This is a genomic window from Actinomadura sp. NPDC048394, assembly GCF_040651755.1.
Lineage (GTDB): Bacteria > Actinomycetota > Actinomycetes > Streptosporangiales > Streptosporangiaceae > Spirillospora > Spirillospora montaniterrae.
In genome coordinates, this window is record NZ_JBEZJL010000011.1 from 1 (window position 1) to 24,859 (window position 24,859).

At 75.4% G+C, this 24,859-nt stretch carries 21 protein-coding genes and 2 tRNA genes; 19 read left to right on the top strand and 4 right to left on the bottom strand.

All coding sequences use genetic code 11. The annotated features are described in order from the left end of the window. The 4 genes from AB0C78_RS09535 to AB0C78_RS09550 all read left to right on the top strand — a co-directional run. Positions 1-993: alpha-glucosidase C-terminal domain-containing protein (locus tag AB0C78_RS09535; RefSeq protein WP_360744295.1), on the top strand; the 993-nt coding region annotated here is incomplete at its 5' end. Between the two features lie 2 nt (positions 994-995). Beyond that, positions 996-2,408 (top strand): aminoglycoside phosphotransferase, encoded by a 1,413-nt coding sequence (locus AB0C78_RS09540; RefSeq protein WP_360744298.1) that lies wholly within the window; start codon positions 996-998, stop codon positions 2,406-2,408. Positions 2,409-2,702: 294 nt separating this feature from the next. Further along, positions 2,703-3,668: an NlpC/P60 family protein gene (locus tag AB0C78_RS09545; protein WP_360744301.1), complete on the top strand. Its 966-nt coding sequence runs from the start codon at positions 2,703-2,705 to the stop codon at positions 3,666-3,668. Between the two features lie 152 nt (positions 3,669-3,820). After that, entirely contained in the window at positions 3,821-4,807 is a 987-nt protein-coding gene (locus AB0C78_RS09550) for an aldo/keto reductase (RefSeq protein WP_360744304.1), read from the top strand. A gap of 6 nt (positions 4,808-4,813) precedes the next feature. On the opposite strand, the gene AB0C78_RS09555 is transcribed toward AB0C78_RS09550, so the two are convergent. The 3 genes from AB0C78_RS09555 to AB0C78_RS09565 form a co-directional block, all read right to left on the bottom strand. Next, complete coding sequence (locus tag AB0C78_RS09555; protein WP_360744307.1) at positions 4,814-5,713, bottom strand: serine/threonine-protein kinase; 900 nt, start codon at positions 5,711-5,713, stop codon at positions 4,814-4,816. Next, on the bottom strand, positions 5,691-7,577 hold the full coding sequence (locus AB0C78_RS09560) for an N-6 DNA methylase (protein ID WP_360744310.1): 1,887 nt from the start codon (positions 7,575-7,577) through the stop codon (positions 5,691-5,693). The genes AB0C78_RS09555 and AB0C78_RS09560 overlap by 23 nt, the downstream gene beginning before the upstream one ends. Positions 7,578-7,664: 87 nt before the next feature. Further along, entirely contained in the window at positions 7,665-8,480 is an 816-nt protein-coding gene (locus tag AB0C78_RS09565; RefSeq protein WP_360744313.1) for a protein phosphatase 2C domain-containing protein, read from the bottom strand. A 195-nt stretch (positions 8,481-8,675) separates the two neighbouring features. Between AB0C78_RS09565 and AB0C78_RS09570 the strand changes: the two genes are divergently transcribed. From AB0C78_RS09570 to AB0C78_RS09635, 14 genes are all read left to right on the top strand, one after another. Beyond that, complete coding sequence (locus AB0C78_RS09570) at positions 8,676-9,524, top strand: SAM-dependent methyltransferase (protein ID WP_360744317.1); 849 nt, start codon at positions 8,676-8,678, stop codon at positions 9,522-9,524. A gap of 149 nt (positions 9,525-9,673) precedes the next feature. Beyond that, positions 9,674-10,624, top strand: coding sequence for a zinc ABC transporter substrate-binding protein (locus AB0C78_RS09575; RefSeq protein ID WP_360744320.1), 951 nt, complete (start codon positions 9,674-9,676; stop codon positions 10,622-10,624). 5 nt (positions 10,625-10,629) lie between these two features. Beyond that, positions 10,630-11,274 (top strand): ATP-binding cassette domain-containing protein, encoded by a 645-nt coding sequence (locus AB0C78_RS09580; protein ID WP_360744644.1) that lies wholly within the window; start codon positions 10,630-10,632, stop codon positions 11,272-11,274. Then, positions 11,274-12,152, top strand: coding sequence for a metal ABC transporter permease (locus AB0C78_RS09585; RefSeq protein WP_360744647.1), 879 nt, complete (start codon positions 11,274-11,276; stop codon positions 12,150-12,152). The genes AB0C78_RS09580 and AB0C78_RS09585 overlap by 1 nt, the downstream gene beginning before the upstream one ends. A gap of 180 nt (positions 12,153-12,332) precedes the next feature. Further along, a complete protein-coding gene (locus tag AB0C78_RS09590; protein WP_360744323.1) occupies positions 12,333-13,391 on the top strand; it encodes a rod shape-determining protein in 1,059 nt (352 codons plus the stop codon). Between the two features lie 43 nt (positions 13,392-13,434). Further along, positions 13,435-13,505, top strand: a tRNA-Cys gene (locus AB0C78_RS09595). A 29-nt stretch (positions 13,506-13,534) separates the two neighbouring features. Further along, positions 13,535-15,202, top strand: a complete 1,668-nt coding sequence (locus AB0C78_RS09600; RefSeq protein WP_360744326.1) for an ankyrin repeat domain-containing protein — start codon at positions 13,535-13,537, stop codon at positions 15,200-15,202. 43 nt (positions 15,203-15,245) lie between these two features. Next, positions 15,246-15,318: transfer RNA gene (locus AB0C78_RS09605), tRNA-Ala, on the top strand. A gap of 34 nt (positions 15,319-15,352) precedes the next feature. Then, positions 15,353-16,786, top strand: a complete 1,434-nt coding sequence (locus AB0C78_RS09610) for an SDR family NAD(P)-dependent oxidoreductase (protein ID WP_360744329.1) — start codon at positions 15,353-15,355, stop codon at positions 16,784-16,786. Positions 16,787-16,791: 5 nt separating this feature from the next. Further along, positions 16,792-17,925 (top strand): gala protein, encoded by a 1,134-nt coding sequence (locus tag AB0C78_RS09615; protein WP_360744332.1) that lies wholly within the window; start codon positions 16,792-16,794, stop codon positions 17,923-17,925. Then, positions 17,922-19,610 (top strand): ankyrin repeat domain-containing protein, encoded by a 1,689-nt coding sequence (locus AB0C78_RS09620; RefSeq protein WP_360744335.1) that lies wholly within the window; start codon positions 17,922-17,924, stop codon positions 19,608-19,610. The genes AB0C78_RS09615 and AB0C78_RS09620 overlap by 4 nt, the downstream gene beginning before the upstream one ends. Beyond that, on the top strand, positions 19,607-20,797 hold the full coding sequence (locus tag AB0C78_RS09625) for an AAA family ATPase (RefSeq protein ID WP_360744338.1): 1,191 nt from the start codon (positions 19,607-19,609) through the stop codon (positions 20,795-20,797). Before AB0C78_RS09620 ends, AB0C78_RS09625 begins: the two co-directional genes overlap by 4 nt. Continuing rightward, positions 20,794-21,969 carry a VWA-like domain-containing protein gene (locus AB0C78_RS09630; protein WP_360744341.1) on the top strand — a complete coding sequence of 392 codons (1,176 nt, stop codon included), beginning with the start codon at positions 20,794-20,796 and terminating at the stop codon, positions 21,967-21,969. The genes AB0C78_RS09625 and AB0C78_RS09630 overlap by 4 nt, the downstream gene beginning before the upstream one ends. A gap of 36 nt (positions 21,970-22,005) precedes the next feature. Then, positions 22,006-22,944, top strand: coding sequence for an MBL fold metallo-hydrolase (locus tag AB0C78_RS09635; protein WP_360744344.1), 939 nt, complete (start codon positions 22,006-22,008; stop codon positions 22,942-22,944). Between the two features lie 27 nt (positions 22,945-22,971). Here AB0C78_RS09635 and AB0C78_RS09640 read toward each other — a convergent pair whose 3' ends face one another. Continuing rightward, complete coding sequence (locus AB0C78_RS09640; protein ID WP_360744347.1) at positions 22,972-24,168, bottom strand: FAD-dependent monooxygenase; 1,197 nt, start codon at positions 24,166-24,168, stop codon at positions 22,972-22,974. Between the two features lie 64 nt (positions 24,169-24,232). Between AB0C78_RS09640 and AB0C78_RS09645 the strand changes: the two genes are divergently transcribed. Then, a complete protein-coding gene (locus AB0C78_RS09645; RefSeq protein WP_360744350.1) occupies positions 24,233-24,838 on the top strand; it encodes a PadR family transcriptional regulator in 606 nt (201 codons plus the stop codon). The last annotated feature ends 21 nt before the right edge of the window (positions 24,839-24,859 follow it).

Here is a 24,859-nt window from a genome sequence, read left to right on the forward strand (position 1 = left end):
ATGGCCTTCCACTTCCCCGTCATGCCCCGCATCTTCATGGCCGTCCGCCGCGAACAGCGCTACCCCATCTCCGAGATCATGGCCCAGACCCCCAAGATCCCCGAATCCTGCCAATGGGGCATCTTCCTGCGCAACCACGACGAACTCACCCTGGAGATGGTCACCGACGAAGAACGCGACTACATGTACACCGAATACGCCAAAGACCCCCGCATGAAAGCCAACATCGGCATCCGCCGCCGCCTGGCCCCCCTCCTGGACAACGACCGCAACCAACTCGAACTCTTCACCGCCCTGCTCCTGTCCCTGCCCGGCTCACCCGTCCTGTACTACGGCGACGAGATCGGCATGGGCGACAACATCTGGCTCGGCGACCGCGACGCCGTCCGCACCCCCATGCAATGGACCCCCGACCGCAACGCCGGCTTCTCCCAATGCGACCCCGCCCGCCTCTACCTGCCCGTCATCATGGACCCCATCTACGGCTACCAGGCCGTCAACGTCGAAGCCCAGGTCAACAACCCCGGATCCCTCCTGCACTGGACCCGCAAGATGATCGAGATCCGGCAGCGCCACCCCGTCTTCGGCGTCGGCACCTATGTCGAACTGTCCGCCTCCAACCCCTCCGTCCTCGCCTTCACCCGCGAGATCGACGAGGCCGACCAGGACCGCTGGGGCGGGATGGACACCGTGCTGTGCGTGGCGAACCTGTCGCGGTTCCCGCAGCCGGTCGAGCTCGACATGCGGCGGTTCGAGGGCTACTCCCCCGTCGAGTGCATGGGCGGCGTGCAGTTCCCCGCCATCGGCGAACTCCCCTACCTGCTCACCCTCCCCGGCCACGGGTTCTACTGGTTCCAGCTCATGCCACCGGACGCCGCACCCGCCGACCCGCTCGGCGGCCTGGCGGCGACCCCGCCCGCCGACCACGCGGAGGACGGCCCCGGGCCGGGCACCGAGGCCGAACCCGGAACCGGCGCGGAGAAGGACGGCTGACGGTGCTGCCACCCGAAGACGTCCTCGCGCGGGACCTCGCGGAATGGCTGCCGCGGCAGCGGTGGTTCGGCGGCAAGGACAGCCCCATCGAGGACTTGGCGATCGGCGTCGTCACCGAACTGCGGGCCGGTGACCCGGGCCTGTACCACCTCGTTCTCGACGTCCGCCAGAACGGCGCCACCGAGCACTACCAGGTCCTCCTCGGCGTCCGCCGCGACCTGCCCGGACGGCTCGGGTACGCGCGCATCAGCCCGCCGGGCGGCGCCGCGAAGCAGCAGACCTACGACGCCGCGCACGACCCCGACCTGACCCGGACCCTGCTGGAGCACCTGGCCGCCGGGGCGTCCGCCGGCCCGCTGCGCTTCCGGCACGTGCCCGGCGCCCGCATCCGGACGGACCTGACGAGCCTGCCCATCACGGCGGAGCAGAGCAACACGTCGCTGCTGTTCGGCGACGCGTACATCTGCAAGCTGTTCCGGCGGCTCGGCGACGGCGTCAACCTCGACCTGGAGGTGAACCTCGCGCTGACCCGCGCCGGCTGCGAGCACGTCCCCGCCGTGCACGGCTGGATCGAACTGGCCCCCGGCGGCGACGGCGAACCCGTCACGCTCGGCCTGCTGTCGGACTACCTGCGCACGGGCGCGGACGGGTGGAGCCTGGCGATCGCGAGCGTCCGCGACTGGTTCGCGCACGCGACGCAGCCGGAGGACGACGAGTGGGCGGAGCTGGACGCGAGCGCCGCCGGCGGCGACTTCGCCGCCGAGGCCGAGCGGCTCGGCGCCGCGACCGCGCAGGTGCACCGGGCGCTCGCCGACGCGTTCGGCGTGACGGTCGTCCCGGCCGACGAGATCCGGGGGCTCGCCGCGCGGATGAACGCGGAGCTGACCGGGACGTGCCGCGCCGTGCCCGGGCTCGCCCCGCACGCCAAGGCGCTGACCGGCGCCTTCATCGACCTGGCCGCGCAGGCGGGGCCGCTGCCGGTGCAGCGGGTGCACGGCGACTACCACCTCGGGCAGGTGCTGCGGTCCGAGTCGGGCTGGTCGCTGCTGGACTTCGAGGGCGAGCCGGCCCGCACGCAGAGCGAGCGCCGCGCGCTGTCGCATCCGCTCCGCGACGTCGCCGGGATGCTGCGGTCGTTCGAGTACGCGGCGCGGTTCCTCATCACCCGGTCCGGGACGGTCCCGCTGGAGTCGGGCGGCCACCTGGAGACGCGGGCGCACGCGTGGGCGGCCCGCAACCGGGCCGCCTTCTGCCGGGGCTACGCGGCGGCGGGCGGCGCCGACCCGGCCGCGCACTCGGTGCTGCTCCGCGCGTTCGAATTCGAGAAGGCGGTGTACGAGGTGCGGTACGAGGCGCGGAACCGGCCGGCGTGGCTGCCGGTGCCGCTGAAATCGCTCGCCCATCTGACCGCCTGATCAAAGACACCGAATTCCGGCATCAATTCCACTCCATGATCACGCAAAATCGGCCGGTTCTCCCCCATTCAAGCGCGGCCACCGGGTACCCGAACTGTCGGCGGGATGATCAACCGACGAGGGAAAACGGAGAGCACGCTAATGTGCATCGCACGTCACTCACATCGGGGCGGCGCCGCCCGTACGGCACGGACCGGCCGGTCCGTGCGCCACACCGGGCCGGCGGTCCGAAAACACCGGACGATCGCCGTCGCCGTCACCGCGACCGCCGCCGGATTCGCTTTGGCGGTCCCGATGGGCGCCCCGGCCAGCGCGCAGCTCAATCCGACCGTGCTGAGGCGGCTCAACCTGGACGCCGCGACGCTGAGCAAGGTCAAGGCCTACGACAGGTACCGCACCAGGACCGCCGAACAGCGCAGCGACGCCAGGCGGGCGCTGGCGTTCGCGCGCGAGCAGATCGGCAAGCCGTACCGGTGGGGCGCGGCCGGGCCGTCCAGCTACGACTGCTCGGGCCTGGCGATGGCCGCCTGGCGCCGGGCGGGCGTGCGCCTCCCGCGCATCACCTACGCGCAGTACCGGTCGGTGGAGCGGAAGGTGGGCCTCGGCGGCCTGAAACCCGGCGACCTCGTCTTCTTCCACGGGCGAAGTCACGTCGGCATCTACGTCGGCCACGGCCGCTTCCTGCACGCGCCGCATACCGGCGCCCGGGTCCGGATCGACAAGCTGGGCGCGGCCCGAAAACGGGAGTTCGCCGGGGCGGTACGGCCCGGCGCTCCAGCAAAACAGACATTTTCCCCGTCCATCCGCGAGCTCGTCGACAAGATAGACAGAATGGCGGCGCAGGATCGCGAGGCCCGGCGAAAGCCGCCAGATAAGCGGCGGACCCCCCATCTTCCGCCACCCGACGACATGCCAGTCCACCACCCGGCAAAGCCCCCGGCGAACACCCCCGCGCATCCCGCGGCCCAGGCACCGCGAAGCGACCACGCGTCGAACCACATCAGGCCTGGCAGACCGGACAGAGATCCGGCCCCGCGGCCGAGGCACGTCAGGCCCGCCGCGCAGCACCCGCATTACGCGGACGCGAACCACGCGAATCACGCGAGACCGCACCACGCGAACCACGCGAACCACGCGAACCCGGCGAACCCGCCGCACGGACGCGCCGGGAACGGCTCCCGGTCCGGCTCCGGCTGGCGGTCCTGGACGCCGTTCGCGCAATCCGGGGCCATGACGGCGCCCGGCCACGTACCCGGCTGATCCCGGCCGCACCACCACATCGCGACCGGCGCCACCCCGGCCCGCCACGGCTCGCCGAGGTGACGCCGCCCGCGCGCCGCCATGGACGCCAGGACGTCCATGGCGGCGCACCGGTTGATCTGGAGTGCACTCCAGGTGCTTGGCTTGTCCCCATGAAGTACACGCAGCTCGGCCGCACCGGCCTGAAGGTCAGCCGCCTCGTCCTCGGCACGATGAACTTCGGCCGCCACACCGAGGAGGCCGACGCCCACGCCATCATGGACTCCGCGCTCGACGCCGGCGTCAACTTCTTCGACACCGCCAACATCTACGGCGGCAAGGGCCGCACCGAGGAGATCGTCGGCGCCTGGTTCGCCAAGGGCGGCGGGCGGCGGGAGAAGACCGTCCTGGCGACCAAGGTGTACGGCGACATGAGCCCCGACGGCGACCCGTGGCCCAACCGGGACCGGCTCTCGGCGCTGAACATCCGCCGCGCGTGCGAGGCGTCGCTGAAGCGGCTCGGCACCGACCACATCGACCTGTACCAGTTCCACCACATCGACCGGACGACGCCGTGGGAGGAGATCTGGCAGGCCGTCGACGTCCTCGTCCAGCAGGGCAAGGTGCTGTACGCCGGGTCGTCGAACTTCCCCGGCTGGGGCATCGCGCAGGCGAACGAGGCGGCCGCGCGGCGCGGCTCGCTCGGCCTGGTCAGCGAGCAGTGCCTGTACAACCTGGTCGAGCGGCGCGCGGAGATGGAGGTGATCCCGGCGGCGCAGGCGTACGGCCTCGGCGTCGTCCCGTGGTCGCCGCTGCACGGCGGCATCCTGGGCGGTGTGCTGCGCAAGCAGAGCGAGGGCAGGACGGCCCGGTCCGGGTCCGGGGTGTGGGCGAAGATGCTGGAGGACCCGGCGGAGCGCGCGCGCATCCAGGCTTACGAGGACCTCTGCGACAAGCACGGCGTCGAGCCGGGCGACGTCGGCCTCGCCTGGCTGCTGACCCGTCCCGGCGTCACCGGGCCCATCGTCGGGCCCCGCGTCCAGGAGCAGTTCGACTCCGCGCTGCGCGCCGTCGAGCTGGAGCTGTCCGGGGAGTTCCTGGACGCGCTGGACGAGCTCTTCCCCGGCCCGGGCCCGGCGCCGGAGGCCTTCGCCTGGTAGGGCGCGTCAGGAGCCGCCGAGGAGCCGGCCGACGATCAGCGCGTACATGCGTTCGGGGCTCGGCTCCGAGGCGGGCTCCAGGAAACCGGGCAGCACCGGCAGGTCGGTCGCGAGCGGGCGCAGCCGCTCGTAGAGGGCGGCGGCGTCCGCCGGCCGGTTCTCCGGCTTCTTCTCCAGGAGCTCCTGGAGGAGCGCGTTCAGCTCGGCGGGCACGCCGGGGACGGCGGGCGGCCGTTCCCGGACGTGCTTGTCGAACACCGCGTACGCGGTCGGCCCGGCGAACAGCTGCCGGCCGGTGAGCATCTCGTGCAGGACGCAGCCGAGCGCGTACAGGTCGCTGCGGGCGCCGGCGACGCCCTGCTCGATCTGCTCGGGCGCCATGTAGGCGGGCGTGCCGAGGATCTGGCCGTGCCGGGTGAAGTGCGCGAGGTCGGCGTCGCCGAGGATCGCCAGCCCGAAGTCGAGCACCTTGACGCTGCCGTCCGGGCAGAGCATGAGGTTGGTCGGCTTGAGGTCGCGGTGCCAGATCGACAGCGCGTGCGCGGCGGCGAGGACGGCGGCGGCCTGCGCGATGATCCCCGCGGCCCACGGCACCGGGACCGGGCCGTGCTCGGCGATCAGGTCCGCGACGGTGACGCCGTCGATGAACTGCATGACCTGGAAGAGCCGCTGCTCGAACGTGCCGAAGTCGTAGAGGGTCGGGGCGCCGGTGTGCTCCAGGCGCGCGAGGATCCGGGCCTCGCGGATGAACCGCCGCTCCAGCTCGTCGTCGGGGCCGCCGGGCATCTCGAGGAACTTCACCGCGACGCGGCGGCCGAGCCGGGTGTCGTGCGCGGCGTAGACGGCGCCCATGCCGCCGCGGCCCAGCGGAAGGTCGTCCAGCTCATACCTGTCGGCGATGAGCATCGTTCTCCCGGGGGCTATCGGCGGGGGTGAGGCGGCCGTCGAGCAGACCGTCGAAGCTTAGCCGAACCAGCTCCTCGCCGAGCGCCGACATGTCGCGCAATGTCGCGGTGAGCGCGGCCATCTCGGCGAACGCGCGGCCGTAGGCGCGCTGCCGTTCGGGCGGCAGCCGCGGGATCCGCATCCGGCGCAGGTCCATCCGGCTCGACCCGGTGCCGGTGCGGGTGTGCGCGAAGGTCAGGAACCCGGCGAGGAAGCCGGGGTCGAGGCGCGCCGGGTCCGGGCGGTAGAGGGTGAGGTAGGGGCCGAGCGCGGCGTGCTCGTCGCCGACGACCCGGGCGGTGCCGGCGGCGGTCGCGACCACGTCGCCGGGCTCCAGCATGATCAGGTCGGGGTCGGCGGCGGCCGCGCCGGACGGCGCCGACCCCGCGGTGAGGTCGGCCGCGGTCAGCACCGCGACGTCGCCGCCGGCGGGCAGCCGCGCGGGCGCGTGCCGGACCGTGACGGCGCCGGTCCGCGACAGCTCGGCGATGGTGGTGAACGGCAGCGGGCGCGGCTCGGGAAGCAGGTCGAGCGCGGGCCGGACGGGCGCGGCGGCGGCCAGCCGGTCCAGCGCGGCGGTGAAGCGGCGGCCGAACGCCGCGCCGGTCTGCCGGGGCCTGCGCCGGGCGGGGGCGAGGTCGACCTCGTCGTCCAGCAGGTCGATGACCGGGACGGCGGACTCGGCGCCGGCGCCGCGCTCGTGCCGCCGCCATTCCCGTTCGGCGCGGCCGAGGTCGCCAGCGGCGTCCAGCAGCAGGACGGCGCCGGGAGGCGGCTCGCCGGGCTCGGGGCGGCGCAGCAGCCACAGGTCGGGCCCGCCGGGCGCGAGCGTGATCACCGCGCGGAGCGCGCCGGCGCGCAGCAGGTTGCCGCGGATCCGGCGGCCCGGGCGGCGGCTCGCGGCGGCGGGCGGCATCAGCACCGCGGCGCGCCCGCCGGGCCGCACGTGCGCCAGGCAGTGCTGCACCCAGGCGAGCTCCGGTTCGCCGCGGGGCGGCAGCCCGTACTCCCAGCGGGGGTCGCCGGTCAGCTCGTCGTGGCCCCAGGCGCGGTCCCCGGACGGCGGGTCGCACACGACGGAGTCGGCGGCCTCGCCGGGGAAGCCGTCGCCGCGCAGCGAGTCGGCGGCGACGACGTCGGCGGGCGTCCCGGCGAGGCGCAGCCGCACGGCGGCGATCCGCGCGGCGGCCGGGTCGCTGTCCTGGGCGAGCGCGTGCCGGGCGCCGGGGGCCGACAGCAGCAGCGTGCCGAGGCCGCAGGCCGGGTCGAGGACGACGTCGCCCTTCCGGCACACGAGCCCGGTCATCAGCCGCGCCACGTCCGGGCGGGTGACGACGAGGCGCCGCGAGTGCGCCCGCATGTACTCCTCGACGAGGAAGTCGAACGCGGCGCGGTGCCCGCGCTCGGCCGCCAGCTCGCCGAGCAGCGCGGGCAGGCCGGGGTCGGCGGGGACGGTGTCGGGCCACGACGGCATCGCCCCGTCCCCCGGCTGCCGCGCGGCGTCGCCGGGCGGCGGCGCGGCGGTGCCGCCGCGCGACTCCAGCAGCCGCAGGCCGGCCCAGCCGACGAGGTCGGCGAGGCGGAAGTCGTCGCCGGACGCGCGGAGCCGCTGCCAGAGCCGGTCGCCGGCCGACACCTCGAACGGCTTGCCGTTACGGGTGAGCCAGTCCTCGACGTCGGCGAGCGAGAACAGCGGGCTGGCGGCGGTGCCGCCGACGGGCCGCGGGAAGTCGTCGTGGCGGCGGCGCCAGTTGCTGACGGTGGCGCGCCCGACGCCCGCGAGCCGGGCGATGTCGCCCGCCGTGACGCCCGGATCGCCGCTCATCCCGCCACCCTACGTGATCTTCCGGAACGTCCCCGCGCGTTCGGAACGGCCGTGAACCCGGTCACCGTGCACCCGTCCCGGCGCGGGTCAGGCGCGGCGGAGCCGGCGGCCGAACCGGGCGAGGCGGCCCGTCCCGCCGCCGGCGGCGGCGCCGAGCAGTCGCGGCGCCCGCTCCGCCGGGTCCGGCGGGCCGGTGACGACGTCGGCGACGACGCAGGTGATGTTGTCCAGGCCGCCCGCCGCGTCGGCGAGCGCGATGAGCCGGGCGACGGCGTCGGCGGGACGCGCGGCCTCGGCGAGCGCGTCGCGGATCGCCCCGGCCGGGACGAACCCGGAGACGCCGTCGGAGCACAGCAGGTAGCGGTCGCCGGGCGCGGCGTCCTGCCGGAACAGGTCGGGGCGCTGGTCGCCGCCGGTCTGCAGCGCGCGGACGAGGGCCGAGGCGCGCGGGTGGTTCGCGGCCTCGTCGGGGGTGAGCTGCCCGCCGTCGACGAGCGCCTGCACCATCGTGTGGTCGCGGGTGATCTGGAAGAGGTCGCCGCCGCGCAGCAGGTAGGCGCGGGAGTCGCCGATGTGCGCCACCGCGAACCCGGCGCCGTCCCAGGCCAGCGCGGTGAGCGTGGTGCCCATCCCGCGCAGTTCGGGGTCGCCGGCGGCCAGCTCCTCCAGCCGCGCGGACGCCCGCGCCACCGCCGCGGCGAGCGCGGCGGCGGGGTCGCCGGGCGCGGGCGGCTCGGCGAGGGCCGTAACGGCGGCGGCGCTGGCGACGTCGCCGTGCGGGTGGCCGCCCATCCCGTCGGCGACGGCGAGCAGCGACGGGCCGGCGAGCGCCGAGTCCTCGTTCACGCGCCGCCGCCTGCCGACGTCCGTCCCCGCCGCGTACCGAAGAGAGAGGTGAGCCATGCACGCCAGCAAAGCACGTTAAAACTCAATTCACAAGCAACTTGCGGATGACGTGGGCTTGCACACCCAGCACCTACGCGCAGGGCGGGGACGATCCCGGCCGGAACCGGGCGAACGATCAACGCGGGGCGGCGAAGCGGTATACCGTTCCAATCGACACCGACCCCCACCTACTGCGCAGATGCGGAGCGGGCCGTGAACGACGACCAGCCCTCGATCGCCGACATCCCCAACGACGTGCCGACCTCGGCGCGCGCCTACGGATGGCTGCTCGGCGGCAAGGACAACTACGAGGTCGACCGGCAGTTCATCCGGGGCCAGCTGGAGCACCACCCGGCCGGGCTGGACATCACCCGGCAGAACCGGCTGTTCCTCTACCGGGCCGTCCGCTACCTGACGGCCGAGGCCGGCATCCGGCAGTTCATCGACATGGGGTGCGGGCTGCCGACCGACGCCAACGTGCACCAGGTCGCGCGGCAGTTCGCGCCGGACGCCCGCGTCGTGTACGTCGACATCGATCCGATCGTGCTCGCGCACGGCCGCGCGCTGCTCGCCGGCGACGCGTCCACCACGGTGATCACCGCGGACATGCGCGACCAGGACGCCGTGCTGGAGCACGAGGACGTCAAGCGGCTCATCGACTTCTCCGAGCCGGTCGCGACGCTGTTCCTGTCCGTCGGCCACCACCTGCCGGACGCCGACGACCCGAAGCGGATCCTGCACGCCGTCATGGATCGCGCGGCGGCGGGCAGCCACCTGACGTTCTCGCAGGTCGCGTGCGACGACCCGGTGCGCAGCGCGGAGATGACCGCGCAGGTCACCAGCGCCGGGATCCCGTGGCAGACGCGGACGCCGGGCGAGATCGACGCGCTGCTCGCGGACTTCGACCCGGTGGAGCCGGGGCTGTGCAACCTCGTGGACTGGCGGCCGATGGACCTGCAGCCGCCGCTCGCGCCCGTCCCCGAGGAGCTGCGCAAGTACGAGGGCGCCTCGAAGCTGGACACCGGCATCTACGAGTACGGCGGCGTCGTCCGCAAGCGCTGACGCGGCCGCCGGTCCGGACGGGCCGTCCTCCACCCAGGTGGAGGGCGGCCCGTTTTTTCGTGCGCCGCCAGGACCCCGGGATGGGACGTATCCGGACACGTCATGCTACGTTGCATTGAAAACCGTTTTCATTTCCAGGAGCAGCGCACATGTCCCCTCGTCCCTCCCGCCCGCGCCGGCCGTCGCACCGCGCCGCCGTCGCCGCGGCCGCGGCCGTCCCCCTGCTCGCGCTCGCCGCCTGCGGCTCGTCGTCCGGGGCCGAGCCCGCGAAGCCGTCCGGCGCCACGGTGCGGGTCGTCGCCTCCACCAACGTCTACGGCGACATCGCCCGGACGATCGGCGGCGCCAAGGTGGCCGTCACCTCGTTCATCAGCGACCCCGCGCAGGATCCGCACTCCTACGAGGCCGGGACGCGCAACCGGCTCGCCCTCGGCCGGGCGCAGGTGGTGATCGAGAACGGCGGCGGCTACGACGACTTCATGGGCACGATGCTGAAGGCGTCGGCGTCCAAGGCCGAGGTCCTCGACGCGGTGCGGATCTCGGGACGGACGGCGCCCGCGGGCGGCGAGCTGAACGAGCACGTCTGGTACGACCTGCCGTCCATGGCGCTGCTGGCCGACCGGCTGTCCGCCGCGCTCGCGAAGGCCGACCCCGCCGCCGCGTCCACGTTCAGCGCCAACGCCACCGCGTTCAAGGCGAAGCTGAAGGACCTCGAAGGGAAGGTCGCGGCGCTCAAGGCCGCGCACTCCGGGGACGGCGTGGCCATCACCGAACCGGTCCCCCTCTACCTGCTCGAAGCGGCCGGGCTGCGCAACGAGACGCCGGAGGAGTTCAGCGAGGCGATCGAGGAGGGCGGCGACGTCGCGCCGCGCACGCTGCGCGAGACGCTCGGGCTGTTCGGCGGCGGGAAGGGCGCCGGGAAGGTGAAGGCGCTCGTCTACAACGCGCAGACGAGCGGCCCGCAGACCGAGCAGGTCGAGAAGGCCGCGAAGGACAACGGCGTCGCCGTCGTGCCGGTCACCGAGACCCTCCCGTCCGGCCAGGACTACGTCACCTGGATGGGCGGCACCATCGCCGCGCTCGGGAAGGCGCTGTCGTGATCCGGATGCGCGGGGCGGAACTCCGCTACGGCGAGCGGGCGGTGTGGAGCGGGCTCGACCTCGACGTGGCCGCCGGGGAGTTCGTCGCCGTCCTCGGGTCCAACGGGTCCGGCAAGACGAGCCTGCTGAAGGTGCTGCTCGGGCTGCGGCGGCTGTCGGCCGGGACGGTGACGGTCGGCGGGCGCCCGCCGCGCCGCGGAAGCGACCTCATCGGGTACGTGCCCCAGCACCGCAGCGTCCCGCCGCACACCCCGCTGCGAGCCCGCGACCTGGTGCGGCTCGGCGTCGACTGGCACCGCTGGGGGCCGCGGCTCCCCGACCCCGGCGCCCGGCGCCGGGTCCGGGACGCGCTGCGCGACGTCGGCGCGGAGGCGTTCGCGGACGTCCCCATCGAGCTGCTGTCGGGCGGCGAGCTGCAGCGCGTCCGGGTCGCGCAGGCCCTCGCGTCCGATCCGCGGCTGCTGCTCTGCGACGAGCCGCTCGCCTCGCTGGACGCCGCGCACCAGCGGACCGTCAGCGAGCTGGTCGGGCGGCGGTGCCGCGAGCACGGCACCGCCGTCGTGTTCGTCACCCACGAGGTCGAGCCGGTGCTGCCGTTCGCCGACCGCGTCCTGCGGATGCCCGGCGAGCCGGGCGCGGAGGCCGCGTGATGTGGCACGAGATCGTCAACTTCGACGACTACGGCGCGCTGCTCGGGCTCGTCCGGAACTCGCTGATCGCGGGCGCGGTGCTGGGGCTCGTCGGCGGGCTCGCCGGGACGTTCGTCGTGATGCGCGACCTGGCGTTCGCGGTGCACGGCATCAGCGAGCTGTCGTTCGCCGGCGCCGCCGCCGCGCTGCTGCTCGGCGCCGGCGTCGCGGGCGGCTCGATCGCGGGCGCGCTGCTGGCCGCCGCGCTCATCGGCGTGCTCGGCACCCGGGCGCGCGACCGCGGCTCGGTCATCGGGGTGCTGATGCCGTTCGGGCTCGGGCTCGGCGTGCTGTTCCTGTCGCTGTACAAGGGCCGCGCCGCCAACAAGTTCGGCATTCTCACCGGGCAGATCGTCGCGATCGACACGCCCCGGCTGTCGTGGCTGCTCGCCACGTCGGCGGTGGTGCTGGTGTGCCTTGCGGTCATGTGGCGGCCGCTCGCGTTCGCCAGCCTCGACCCGGACGTGGCGGCGGCGCGCGGCGTCCCGGTGCGCGCCCTGTCGCCGGTGTTCATGCTCGTCCTCGGCCTCGCGGTCGCCGTGTCCGTGCAGGTCGTCGGGGCGCTGCTGGTGCTCGCGCTGATCTGCACGCCGGCCGCCGCCGCGGTGCGGGTGACCGCGTCGCCGGTGCTGGTGCCGGTGCTCAGCGCCGCGCTCGCGACCGTGTCGGTGGTCGGCGGGATCCTGCTGTCGCTCGGCGCCGGCGTCCCGATCAGCCCGTACGTCACCACGATCTCGTTCGTGCTGTACGCGGCGTGCCGCGCGGCCGGCGCCGTCCGCGCCCGCCGCGGGTGGACGGCCCGCGCGCACGCCCGGCGGACCGACACCGTCCCCACATGATCTCTTGACGCCCGCTCGGCACTGGCGGCCGGGCGGGCGCGGACCGCCGGTCGCCGTGTCCGGAATTCCGGACCCCTGTTCGCCGGGACGTTGCGATTCGCTTACCCGCCGATGGGCATCGCCGCAGGTCGGCAGGGCATCAGTGCTCTGCGACTGCAGGGCGACAGGGAAGGGGACGCGATGTGGGACTTCGCGGGCCGGGACACCGCCATCGACCTGGGGAGCGCGACGGTGCGGATGCATGTGCGGGACCGCGGGGTCGTCGCGCGCGAGCCGTCGCTGCTCGCCCGCTGCCTGCACACCGGCAAGATCCTCGCGCTCGGCCTCCCCGCGCAGGAGATGGCCGGCCGCAACCCGGACGTCCGCCTCGTCCGGCCCATCCGCGAGGGCGCCCCCACCGAGACCGACGAGGCCGAGTACCTGATGCGCGCCCTCGTCCGCACCCACCACAAGCGCCGCTACACCGCGCGGCCCCGGCTGGTCGTGACGGTGCCGAGCGGCATGTCGTCCGTGCACTACCGGGCGCTGCAGTTCTCGGCGTTCCAGGCCGGCGCGCGCCGGCTCACGCTCGTGCCGACGCCGATCGCCGCCGCGATCGGGATGGGGCTCACCTCCTCCGGGCGGCCGGAGATCGTGGTCGTCGCCGACATCGGCGCGGACATCACCGACGTCGGCGTCATCTCCTTCGGCGGCCTCGTCACCTCGCACACCGCGCTCGTCGGCGGCTCGTCGCTGGACCGGGCGATCGTCGCGCTGGTGCGCCGCGAGCACAAGGTGCGGATCTCCGCGGCGAGCGCCGAGGCGGCGAAGCTGGAGGTCGGCGCGGTGCCGCCGATCGGCCGCCGCCCGCTGCGGCAGACCGTCGTGCACGGCCGCGACCTCACCACCGGCATGCCGCGCGGGATCGTCCTCACCACCGCCGACGTCGCCCGCGCCATCGCCGCGCCGGTCGGCGAGATCGTCGCCGCGATCCAGCAGGGGCTGTCCGGCTGCGGCCCGGAGATCTCCGGGGAGCTGCTCGGCGTCGGCATCACGCTGACCGGCGGCACCGCCCGCCTGCCGGGGCTGGACCGGCTCATCCAGGAGCGCACCGGGCTGGCCGCGCGCATCGGCGACGACACCGGCGACGCCGCCGTCATCGGCGCGGCCGACGTGCTGCGCTCGTCCGGGTCGCAGGAGCCGCCGGCGCGCCGCAGCTCGCCGCGCCCGCACCTGCTCACCACCGTGCCCGAGCAGTGACGGGTCGTCCGGGCCCGCCGGGGCGGCTAGGCTGCCGCCCGGCAGGGCCGTAGCGCAGAGGTCGACGCACCGCCTGCACAGCGGAGGACGCCGGTTCGATTCCGGCCGGTCCTGCCCCGGTTCCGGAGGCGAGGGGGGTGCGCGTGGCGTCCGACGCGCCCGCCGCCCGTCCGCCGATGCCGGCGGCGTGGCTGCGCGCCTGGCAGCGGGTGCGCCGGTACCGGGTGCCGCGCCGGATGATCGAGCGGGCGGAACGGCACCGGCGGGCCGGCGACTGGCGGGGCGCCTGCGCGGCGGCGCACGTGGACGTCGCGTTCACGGTGGACGGCGTGGCGCGCGAGCACGGGTCGGCCGTGGCCCGGCGGCTCTCCGATGATCTACGGCATCTCGTCCCCGACCTGCTCCGCTGGCACCTGCCCCGCGGGCCCGGCGACATGACCGTCTTCGACGAGCACCTGAGGTTCGTCCTCGCCCGGTACGGCGCCGGCGGCCCGGTGCTCCAGGTGTCCGGCCCGCCGTCCCTGAGCGCGCCGCAGCGGCTGCGGCTGGACATCGGCGCGGCCGACCCGCGGGCACGCGACTGGACGGGCGCGCGCCGCCTGTTCGACGACCGGCATTGCGGGGAGCTGATCGACGACTACGGCGGCATCGGCCGGCTCCCGTTCTTCGGCGCCGACGGGACGCCGCTGACCGGGAGCACGGCCGCGTCCCCGGCCGACGCCACGGCCTCGGCCGACGCCACGGCGCGCGCGGAACGGTCGATGCTCGCTTTCGAGGACGGCGACGTCGCGGAGGCCTTCGGCCTCGCCGGCTTCGAACTCCGCCCGCCGGAATCGGGCGAGCGCGGCGCGTTCATGGAGACCCTCCGGCTGCGCGCCGGGCGTCCGCCGGTGCTGGCGGCCCGGCTGCGCCGCCTCGCCGCCGGGCGCGGTCCCGGTCCCGTCATCGCGGTCCTCGGATCGCCGTACTTCCCGCGCGGGACCGTGACCGCCGAGGCGAGCGGGGAGGGCGCGCGCCTGCTGCTGAGGCCGGCGGCGCGCGAGGAGTACCAGGCCTCGGCGGCTCCCGACCACTGGCGGCACTTCCCCGACGCCGACCTGCTGCTCGCGGGACTGATCACGCCGGACGAGCTGCATCCGCTGGTCCGGTCCGCGCTGTTCCCCGCGCGTCCGGCCGCCGATGGACCGGTGGGACCGCCCGAGCCGGAGCGGCCCGGGCCCGTCCGGATCCGCTGCCGGGGCGAGTGGCATGAGGTCCGCTGGTCCGGCGGCGCGCTCTTGGGACCGCACGGCGCGGACGAGGAGCGGCGCGAGCACGCCCTGCGCGCGCTCGGCGGCGAGGTCTCCGGCTGCTTCGCCGTGCGGGAGGCATGGCGGACGGGCCGCGACCGGCTGCCGCGCGAGCTGCGCCGCCTGCGCGGCGAACTCTTCCTCCGGGCGCTGCACGGCGACACGGCGGGCGTGCTCCATTTGCTGGACGCGGGAATGGACCCCCACGTGCGCGACGGCGAGGGGCGCACACTGCTGCACTTCCTGCACGCCATGGACCATCGCCTCGCCCTCCCCCGGCTGCTGGCGGCCGGTCTCGACGTGGACGCGCGCGACCGGTCGGATCGCACGCCGCTGTCCGCGGCGGTCACCGAGCACGGGTCGCCGGAGACCGTCCGGGCCCTGCTGGAGGCCGGTGCGAGCAGGAACGCCGAGGCGGGCGCCCGCGGCGCCCGGGGGACGTTCACGTTCGCGCGGCTCGTCCGGCACTGCGGGCGGGAGGACCTCGAACCGCTGCTCGGCAGGTCGCGAAGATCACGGTAATTCGGGTGGTTCGCCGGGATGGTTCCGTTACCCTGCCGGTGGCGGGGCTGTAGCGCAGAGGTCGACGCGCCAATACTGCATATTGGGGAACGCCGGTTCGAATCCGGCCGGCTCCGCCCCTGATCCGGCTGACGGGGGCGAGGGAGTGCTGTGACGGCCGTTGCGCGAGCCGATGAGCCGCGACCGCCGGTCGAGGACGAGGCGCCCGGCCCCGACGAGCTCGCGGCCTGCCTCCGGCTGCTAGAGCGCGCGCGGGCCACCGACCCCGACGATCCGCGCTGGCGGGCCGTCCACGAGGCGGCTTCGCAGCTGTACCGGTCCGGCAAGAAGGCGCGGAAGGCCGCCCGCCGGACGCGGCGCCGCGCCGAGGACCTCGACGCGATGGCCGCCGCCACCCGCTTCCAGGACCAGAACCCCGGCGCCGACCCGGAGCCCGTGCCGGTGGAGACAGCCCCGGCGAAGACGGCGCCGCCGAAAGCTGCGTCCGGGCGGGTGCTGGGGCGGGCGCGCGCCTGCTACGTCTGCAAGGCGCCGTACCGGGACGTGCACCCCGACTACCACCTGATGTGCCCGGACTGCGCGGCGGAGAACCTGGCGCGCCGGCACGCCCGCTGCGACCTGCGCGGGCGGCGCGCCCTCGTCACCGGCGGCCGGATCAAGATCGGCTTCCAGGTGGCGCTGAAGATGCTCCGCGACGGCGCGGAGGTGCTGGTCACCACCCGGTTCCCGCGCGACGCGGCGCGCCGGTTCGCGGCCGTCCCCGACTCCGCCGACTGGCTGCCCCGGCTGCACGTCCACGGCGTCGACCTGCTGGACCTGCCGGGCGTCGCGGGCCTGCTCGACGCGGTGCACGCCCGGTTCGACCACCTGGACGTCCTGGTGAACAACGCGGCGCAGACCGTCCGGCGGCCGCCCGCCTACCACCGGGAGGTGCGCGCGGCGGAGGCGCTGCCGCTGACCGGCGCGGCGGCGCGCGTCGACGTCGCCGAGGGCGCGCGGGCCGCGCTGGAGGCGGGCCCGGCCGCGGCGCTCGCCGTGCGGGACGACGCGCTGTTCCCGGCGGGCCGCACCGACGAGACCGGGCAGCCCCTCGACCTGCGCGACCGCAACAGCTGGACGCTGCGGCTGCACGAGGTCGACCCGGGCGAGTGGCTGGAGGTCCAGATGGTGAACGCGTTCGCGCCGTTCCTGCTGACCTCGCGGCTGCGCGGGCTGCTGGAGGCGTCGCCGTTCCCGGACCGCTACGCGGTGCAGGTGTCGGCGATGGAGGGCAGCTTCTCCCGCGAGCACAAGACCGTCCGCCACCCGCACACGAACATGGCGAAGGCGGCGCTGAACATGATGACCCGCACCTCCGCCGCGGACTACGCGGCGGCGGGCATCCACATGACCAGCGTGGACACCGGCTGGGTGACCGACGAGCGGCCGCACCCGGGCAAGCTCGCGCAGTTCGCCGCCGGGTTCCGGCCCCCGCTGGACGTGATCGACGGCGCGGCCCGGGTGTACGACCCGGTCGTGCGGGGCGTCGGCGGCGAGCGGCTGTCCGGCGTGTTCCTGAAGGACTACCGACCGGTGGAGTGGTGAACAGCATGGAGCCGACCCCCGTACGCTGCCCGGCGATCGAGCACCCGGACGTCCCGCATGCCGACCCGGCCGCGCTGGCGCCGCTGCTGGAGCGGCTCGCCGACGCCGCGCCGGTCGAGGGCGACGAGGCGTTCCCGCTCGGGACGCTGCGCGGCGACGGCCGGGTGGACCTGTGCAAGCAGGGGCTCGGCGCGGCGGGCGTGGCGCGGCTCGTCCCGGCGGCGGTCGCGTCGCCGCACGCGGTGCACCTGCTGCTCGGGACGAACGCGATGGGCGGCGAGGGCGCGCGCACGATCGCCGCCGCGCTGGAGCCGGGCCATGGCGTCCGGACGCTGTATCTCGGCTGCAACCGCATCGACGGCGAGGGCGCGGCGGTCCTCGCGGACCGGCTCGCGTCCGACGGGGAGGTGCGCGCGCTGTGGCTGAAGCGCAACCCGGTCGGCGACGCGGGCGCGCGGGCGATCGCCGCGATGCTGCGCCGCAACGCGGCGATCCGGACGCTCGACCTGGTCAACACCGGTCTCGGCATGGACGGCCTGCGCGCGCTGCTCGACGCGCTCATCGCGCGGGACGCGCCGCTGGAGCGGCTGTTCCTCGGCGGCAACGGCATCGGGCCGGACGCGGCGGACCTGCTGGCAGCGCTCGTCCGCGACGCGGGCGTCCGCGAGCTGTACACGCCCGCCAACCACCTCGGCGACCGCGGGGCCGCGGTGCTGGCCTCGGCCGCGCGGGCGGCGGAGCGGCCCGTCCGGTTCGGGCTCGGCGGCAACGGCGTCGGCCCGGACGGCGCGCGGTCGTTGGCCGCCGCGCTGGGCGCGATCGAGGCGCTCGACCTGAGCCGGCCGCCGTCGGAGCGGGCGCTCGGCGCGCCGCCCAACACGACCGGTGACGAGGGCGCGGCGGCGCTCGCTGCGGCGCTGCCCGGCAGCCCGCTGCGCCGCCTCGGGCTGAGCCACACCGGGGTCACGGGGCGCGGCGCGAAGGCGCTGCTGGCCGGTGTCGGCGCGGAGAGCCGGCTGGAGTACGTCGGCCTCGGCCCGGGCGTCCCGCGCAAGGTGAAGCGCGCGTTCGCGCAGCGGCTGCGCCCGGCGGCCCGCCCGCACCCCGACGTGCACGCGATCGCGAGCGTCTACCGTTGACGCGTCCAGGCCGGGACCCGTCGTTTCCCGGGCCGCTGCGGGCGTGGCTCCAGGTCCGCCGGTACGCGGTGCCCCGGGGACGGATCGAGCGGGCCGCCGAGCGGCGGCTGGCCGGGGACTGGCGGGGCGCCTGCGCGGCGGCGGACGTCGACGTCGCGTTCGACCCGGCGGACGCCGGCCGCACGTTCGGCGCGGACGTCCGGGCGCGCCTGGAGGACGATCTGCACCACCTCGTGCCCGACCTGCTGCACTGGCACCTGCCCCGGGACGTGACCGACCGCGGCGGCCTCACCGCGCTCGCCTCCGGGTTCCGGGTGATCCTCGCGAGGTACGGGACGGGCACGCGCGGACCGGCCCCGGTGCTCAGCGTCACGGCGCCGCCCACGCCGTCCGCGCCGCAGCGGCTGACCCTGGAGTTCGGCGCCACGGTCCGGGAGTGCGCGGACTGGTCGGTCGTGCCGTACCTGTTCGACGACCGTCACATCGGCGGGCTGCTCGGCCACTACGGCGGCGACGTCCGCGCGCCGTTCTTCGCCGCGGACGGCACGCCCCGCGACCCCGCCGACCTGCCCGCGCCCGATGCGGATCCGTCAGATCCCGATGGGGGCGACCGCGCGGCCCGCAGCGAGCGGTCCGCGCTGCTCGCCGAGCGGCCGGACGGCGGTGACGAGGCCGTCGCCGCCGCCTTCGCCGCCGCCGGCATCGGCGTGATCGTGGAGGAGCGGCCCGGCGGGCGCCCGACCGAGCGGCAGACCTGGACCAGGCTCGCCCGGCTGGCCGGATGCGCGCCGATGCTCGCGCACCAGATCGAGCGCCTGACCGGCGGCGGCCCGGCGTCGCTGTCGATCCGCCTCCCCGATCACCGCTTCGGCCTGCACGTGGAGGCGGGCGGACGGCATCGGCGCCCGCTGATGTGGGTGGCGTCCCCTGAGGAGTCCAAGCGGCGCCGCTCGTCCCCCGGCTGCTGGCACGCGCTCCCCGACCTCGCGCTGCTGCGCGCCGGGATGATCGAGCCGGACGAGCTGCATCCGCTCGTGCGGTCGGCGCTGTTCCCCGCCCGCCCGGCCCCGGACCGTCCGGCCGGGCCGGCGCTCGCGGAGCTGCCGCCGCCGGTCCGGGTGCGCTGCCAGGGCGTGTGGCATCTCGTCCGCTCCGGCGGGGGCGGCCTGGAGATCCCGCACGCCGATGAGGAGCGGCGCCGGGAGCAGGCGCTCGGGGCGTTCGGCGGCACCGTGAACGGCTGCTTCGTCGCCCACAGGACCTGGCGGGCCGGAACGGGATGGCTGCCGCGCGCGCTGCGCGCGCACCGCCGGGAGGTGTTCGTGAGGGCGGCGCACGGCCACACCGAAGGCGTCCTGCGGCTGCTGGACGCGGGGCTCGACCCGCACGTCCGCGACGGCCGCCGCTGGACGCTGCTCCACGCCCTCTACACGATGGACCACGAGGTGCTGCTGCCGCGGCTGCTGGACGCGGGCCTGGACATCGACGCCACCGAGAGCGAGGGCTACACGCCTGTCCTGCTCGCGGTGCTGAACCACGGCTCCCCCTCCTTCGTGCGGGCGCTGCTGGACGCGGGGGCGGCCACGACGGCGCCGGACGGCGCGGCGCGGGCGGCGGGCCGCCCGGACACGCTGGCGAAGGCGATCGAACGAGCGAGACGCGAGGATCTGGAGTCCGTGCTGTGACCACCGAGACCGTGACGGGGCCGCTCGACGCGGCGGACGAGCTGAACCGGCGGGCCGCCGCCTGGCGGGCCGAGCCGGCGCGCAGCGTGCAGCTGGAGGCGCTCGCGCTGGCGGTGTCGGCGAACATTCCTGTGCTGCTGTGGGGCGAGCCGGGCATCGGCAAGTCCGCGGGCATGGAGCGGCTCGCGGAGGGCCTCGGCGTGCCGCTGGAGACGGTCATCGCCAGCGTGCACGAGCCGTCCGACTTCGCCGGGCTGCCGATCATCGGGGACGATCCGGCCGCGACGGGGGTGCCGATGGCGCCGCCGGACTGGGCGGTGCGGCTCGCGGGCGCGGGCCGCGGCGTCGTGTTCTTCGACGAGCTGTCGTCGGCGCCGCCGGCGGTGCAGGCGGCGCTGCTGCGGGTCGTGCTGGAGCGGCGGGTCGGCAGCCTGCGGCTGCCGGAGCCGGTCCGGGTCGTCGCGGCGGCGAACCCGCCGGCGAGCGCGGCGGACGGCTGGCACCTGTCGCCGCCGCTGGCGAACCGGTTCGTCCACCTGCACTGGACGCACGACCCGCGCACGGTGGCGCGCGGGATGGCGGGGACGTGGCCGGAGCTGACCGTCCCGGTGGTGGACGGGACGAAGGTGCCCGCCGCGATCGCCCGCGCGCGCGGCGCGGTGTCCGGTTTCCTGACGGCGCGTCCGGGCCTGGCGCACCACCTGCCGGAGGACGCCGAGGCGCGCGGCGGCGCGTGGCCGTCGCCGCGCAGCTGGGAGATGGCGCTGCGGCTGCTCGCCACCGGGTACGCGACGGGCGCCGGGCAGGACGCGGTGGCCGCCGCGGTCGTCGGCGCAATCGGCGACGGCGCGGGCATCGAGCTGCTCTCCTACCTGGAGGAGCTGGACCTGCCCGACCCCGACCGGGTGCTCGCCGACCCGAAGGCGTTCGCGCTGCCCGAGCGCGGCGACCGGCAGCTCGCGTTCCTGACCGCGGTGGTGTCCTCGGTGCAGGGCGACTGCACCCGCAGGCGGTGGGAGGCGGGCTGGGAGGTGCTCGCGAAGGCGGTCGACGCGGGCGTCCCGGACGTGGCGGCGCGCGCCGCGTCCGACCTCGCGGCGCTGCGCGACGTCCGCTGGCCGGTGCCGCCGGGGATCGACGCGTTCCTCGACATCCTGCAGCTGTCCGGCGCCCTGCCGGGGGCGTGACCGCCGTGCTGGACCGGACGAAGCTGCTCGCCGCCCGCTACAAGGCCGCCGGCGACCGCCCCTACCTGGCGTCCGCGCTGTACTCGCTGACGGTCGTGCCGAGCGACCGCGTGCCGACGATGGGCGTCGACCGGCACTGGCGGTGCTACGTCTCCCCCGCGTTCGTGGACGCCACGCCCGTCGAGGAGCTGGCGGGCGTGTGGATCCACGAGGCGGCGCACCTGCTGCGCGACCACCACGGCCGCGCGTCCCGGCTCCCGGCCGCCGACCAGCGCGACCACGCGCGGGTCAACATCGCCGAGGACTGCGAGATCAACGACGACCTGCTCGCCGACGGGCTGCCACTGCCCGCCGGCCGGGTCCATCCCCGCGACTTCGGGCTGCCCGAGGGGCGGATGTTCGAGGAGTACCTCCAGGGCGTCCCGCCGCAGCCGCACCACGACTGCGGGTCGGGCGCGCACGGCGTGCCGATGCCGTGGGAGCTGGACGGGGCCGACGCGCCCTCGGTCCGCGCGACCGAGGCGGAGGCGCTGCGGCGCGCGACCGCGGAGGCGATGCGCGCGCACCAGCGAGCGCGCGGGACCCTGCCGGCCGGGTGGCGGCGGTGGGCCGACCAGGTCCTCGAACCCGTCGTCGACTGGCGGCGGGTGCTGGCGGGCGCGGTGCGGGAGGCGGTCGCGTGGGCGGGCGGCGCCGTCGACTACACCTACCGGCGGCCGTCGCGCCGCACCCCGGCGCTGCGCGGCGCGGTGCTGCCGAGCCTGCGCCGCCCGCTCCCCCGCGTCGCGATCGTGGTCGACACCTCGGGGTCGATGGGCGACGGCGAGCTGGCGGCGGCGCTCGCGGAGGTCACCGGGGTGCTGCGGGAGGTCGGCGTGCGCGGTAACCGGGTGAGCGTGCTGGCCTGCGACGCCGACGTGCAGGCGGTGTCGCGGGTGACGTCGGCGTCGCAGGTCGAGCTCGGCGGGGGCGGCGGCACCGACATGCGGGTCGGGATCGCGCGGGCGCTCGCCGACCGAGACCGCCCGCAGGTCGTGATCGTCCTCACCGACGGGTTGACCCCGTGGCCGGCGGAGTCGCCGTCCTGCCGGGTGATCGCGGCGCTGGTCGGCGACGGCGCGCCCGACCCGCCCCGGTGGATCGAGACGGTCCGCGTCGACCGGGCCGCGTAGCGCCTCGTAGGGTACGTCCGAGGACCTGGAGGACCCATGAGCGACGTGCCCGGACGCGACGGCCCCGGCGAGCCCCGGCTCGAGGAGGTGTCGGACGGGGTGTTCGCCTACGTCCAGCCGGACGGCACCTGGTGGATCAACAACACCGGCTTCGTCGCCGCCGAGCGGGGCGTGATCAGCGTCGACGCGTGCTCGACGGAGCGCCGCACCCGCGCCTACCTGGACGCGATCCGGACCGTCACCGACCGGCCCGTCCGGACGCTGGTGAACACCCACCACCACGGCGACCACACGTTCGGCAACTACCTGTTCTCCGGCGCGACCATCGTCGGGCACGAGCGGACCCGCGAGAGCGCGATCGCGTGGGGCAGGCCGTTCGACGAGCCGTTCTGGACGAAGGTGGAGTGGGGCGGCGTCGAGGTCGAGCCGCCGTTCCTCACCTACACCGACGGCGTGACGCTGTGGGCCGGCGACCTGCGCTGCGAGGTCCGGCACGTCGGCACCGCCGCGCACACCACCAACGACTCGATCGTGTGGATCCCGGAGCGCCGCGTGCTGTTCTGCGGCGACCTGCTGTTCAACGGCGGCACCCCGTTCGTCATGCAGGGGTCGGTGGCGGGCGCGATCCAGGTGCTGGAGGACGTCGTCGCGCCGCTGGACGCGGCGACGATCGTCCCGGGCCACGGCCCCGTCGCGGGCCCCGAGCTGATCGGCCGCGTCCTCGGCTACCTGCGGTTCCTGCAGGCGACGGCGGCGGAGGGCAAGGCCGCCGGGCTGTCGCCGCTGGAGGCGGCGCGGGAGGCCGACCTCGGCGCGTACGCGGAGCTGACCGACTCCGAGCGCGTCGTCGGCAACCTGCACCGGGCGTACGCCGAGCTGGACGGCCTGGAGCCGGGCGGCGAGATCGACACCGCCACGGCCCTGCTGGAGATGGTCGACTACAACGGCGGCCGTCCCCTGACCTGCCGGGCGTGACGAGCCCCGCCGGGCGGCGACGCCCGGCTAAGCGGTGACGCCGGGCTTGGCGGTGACGCGCTCGTCCCAGTCGATGCGGAACCGCTGCACGAACCCGAACATCCGCTCCGGGTCGACCGGGCCCGTCGGCCCGCCGGCCGACTTCTCCTTGTTCGTCTGCGCGGCGGCCGCGGCGATCGCCTCGACGCGCGGGCGCCGCAGGTCCTCGTAGGCGGCGAACGCGGCGGACGGGCCGGGCACGTCGCGCAGGCAGCGGGCGAGTTCGACCGCGCTCTCGATCGCGAGCGACGCGCCCTGCCCCGAGCTGGGCGACGGCGCGTGCGCGGAGTCGCCGACGAGCACCATGCGGCCGCCGTGCCAGCGCGGGACGCGCGGCATGATCTCGATGCCGCCGAGGACGAACAGGTCCTCGGCACGGCTGTGCCGGAGCAGCGCGGCGCCGGGGTCGTCGTCGGCGTGCAGGCCGCGGAGCCGTTCGAGCCATGCGGCGGGCGGGGTGTTCCGCGAGGCGAACGCGATGGCCGCGTCGGGCTCGGGGACGTTGCTGAACCAGGCGACGCGTCCGTCGGGCATCGACCAGTAGCCGAGGAACGCGCGGGCGCCGAACGCGAAGTACATGAGGTCGGGGTCGGGGGTCACGCCGCTGCCGGACGCGAACCCGCCGATCCCGATGAGGCCGGTGTACTCGGGGCCGGGGGCGGCGGGGTCGATGAGGCCGCGGACGGTGGAGCGGATGCCGTCCGCGCCGACCAGGATGTCCGCGGTGGCGGTGGTGCCGTCGTCGAACCGTGCGGTGACGCCGTCCGCGGTCTCCTCGACGCCGGTGAGCCGCTTCCCGTGCTCGATCGCGACGCCCTGCCCGGCGGCGTGGTCGTGCAGGGCGCGGTTGAGGTCGGCCCTGGCCACCACGTGGCTCGCGGGCAGCCCCGGCAGCCCGGTGAACTCGGCGAACCGGTTGCCCTTGCCGTCCCCCATCACCATGCCGGGGACCGGGCGGCCCGCGGCCCGCACCGCGTCCGCGGCACCGATCACCTCCAGGGCGTTGAGGCCGTTCGGCGCGACGGTCAGCGCGGCGCCGCCGTCCCGCCCGGCCTCGTGCGCCTCGTACACGGTCGCGTCGATGCCCGCCTTGCGCAGGGCCAGGGCCGTCACCGGGCCCGCGATGCCGCCGCCGATCACCAGGGCCGTCCGTACCGGGGTCATGTCGTCTCCTCGCGTCGTCATGGCTTCATAGTCACACTGAAACTAGTTGCAAGTCAACTAGTGCAGATGAGGCTAGTATCGGTGCATGAGCTCACCGGTCCGCAGTTCCCCGCTCGCCCTGACCGTGCTGGCGCTGCTGCACACCCGGCCGCTGCACCCCTACGGCATCCAGCGGCTGATCAAGGAATGGGGCAAGGAGCAGGTCGTCAACGTCGGGCAGCGCGCGGGCCTGTACCGGACGATCGACCGGCTGAACGCGGCTGGGCTGATCGCCGTCCGGCAGACCGAGCGCGGCAGCCAGTACCCGGAGCGGACCGTCTACGAGGTGACCGAGGCGGGGCGGGAGACGGCGCGGACGTGGCTGCGGGAGATGCTCGCGGCGCCGAAGCGGGAGTTCCCCGAGTTCCCGGCGGCGCTGTCGAACATGATGCTGCTCCCGCCGGGCGAGCTGCTGGACGTCCTCGACGAGCGGCTGCGGGCACTGGAGAAGGACCTCGCCGGGTTCGACGCGAGCCTCGGCGAGGAGGAGGCGATGGGCCTGCCGCGCATCACCATGCTGGAGACCGAGTACCTGCGAGCGGTCACCGCCGCCGAGGCCGGCTGGGTGCGCTCGGTCCTGGACGACCTGCGCTCAGGCCGGCTCACCTGGAGCAAGGAGATGCTCGCCGCCTTCGACGCCGGCGACCGCTGACGACGCGCTGACAAGGGAGGC

Excerpts from the sequence above, each read along its gene's own strand:
- AB0C78_RS09545 (WP_360744301.1), top strand. The coding sequence starts at position 2,703 with ATGGGCGCCCCGGCCAGCGCGCAGCTCAATCCGACCGTGCTGAGGCGG.
- AB0C78_RS09550 (WP_360744304.1), top strand. The coding sequence starts at position 3,821 with ATGAAGTACACGCAGCTCGGCCGCACCGGCCTGAAGGTCAGCCGCCTC.
- AB0C78_RS09555 (WP_360744307.1), bottom strand. The coding sequence starts at position 5,713 with ATGCTCATCGCCGACAGGTATGAGCTGGACGACCTTCCGCTGGGCCGC.
- AB0C78_RS09560 (WP_360744310.1), bottom strand. The coding sequence starts at position 7,577 with ATGAGCGGCGATCCGGGCGTCACGGCGGGCGACATCGCCCGGCTCGCG.
- AB0C78_RS09565 (WP_360744313.1), bottom strand. The coding sequence starts at position 8,480 with ATGGCTCACCTCTCTCTTCGGTACGCGGCGGGGACGGACGTCGGCAGG.
- AB0C78_RS09575 (WP_360744320.1), top strand. The coding sequence starts at position 9,674 with ATGTCCCCTCGTCCCTCCCGCCCGCGCCGGCCGTCGCACCGCGCCGCC.
- AB0C78_RS09580 (WP_360744644.1), top strand. The coding sequence starts at position 10,630 with ATGCGCGGGGCGGAACTCCGCTACGGCGAGCGGGCGGTGTGGAGCGGG.
- AB0C78_RS09585 (WP_360744647.1), top strand. The coding sequence starts at position 11,274 with ATGTGGCACGAGATCGTCAACTTCGACGACTACGGCGCGCTGCTCGGG.
- AB0C78_RS09590 (WP_360744323.1), top strand. The coding sequence starts at position 12,333 with ATGTGGGACTTCGCGGGCCGGGACACCGCCATCGACCTGGGGAGCGCG.
- AB0C78_RS09615 (WP_360744332.1), top strand. The coding sequence starts at position 16,792 with ATGGAGCCGACCCCCGTACGCTGCCCGGCGATCGAGCACCCGGACGTC.
- AB0C78_RS09635 (WP_360744344.1), top strand. The coding sequence starts at position 22,006 with ATGAGCGACGTGCCCGGACGCGACGGCCCCGGCGAGCCCCGGCTCGAG.
- AB0C78_RS09640 (WP_360744347.1), bottom strand. The coding sequence starts at position 24,168 with ATGACGACGCGAGGAGACGACATGACCCCGGTACGGACGGCCCTGGTG.
- AB0C78_RS09645 (WP_360744350.1), top strand. The coding sequence starts at position 24,233 with ATGAGCTCACCGGTCCGCAGTTCCCCGCTCGCCCTGACCGTGCTGGCG.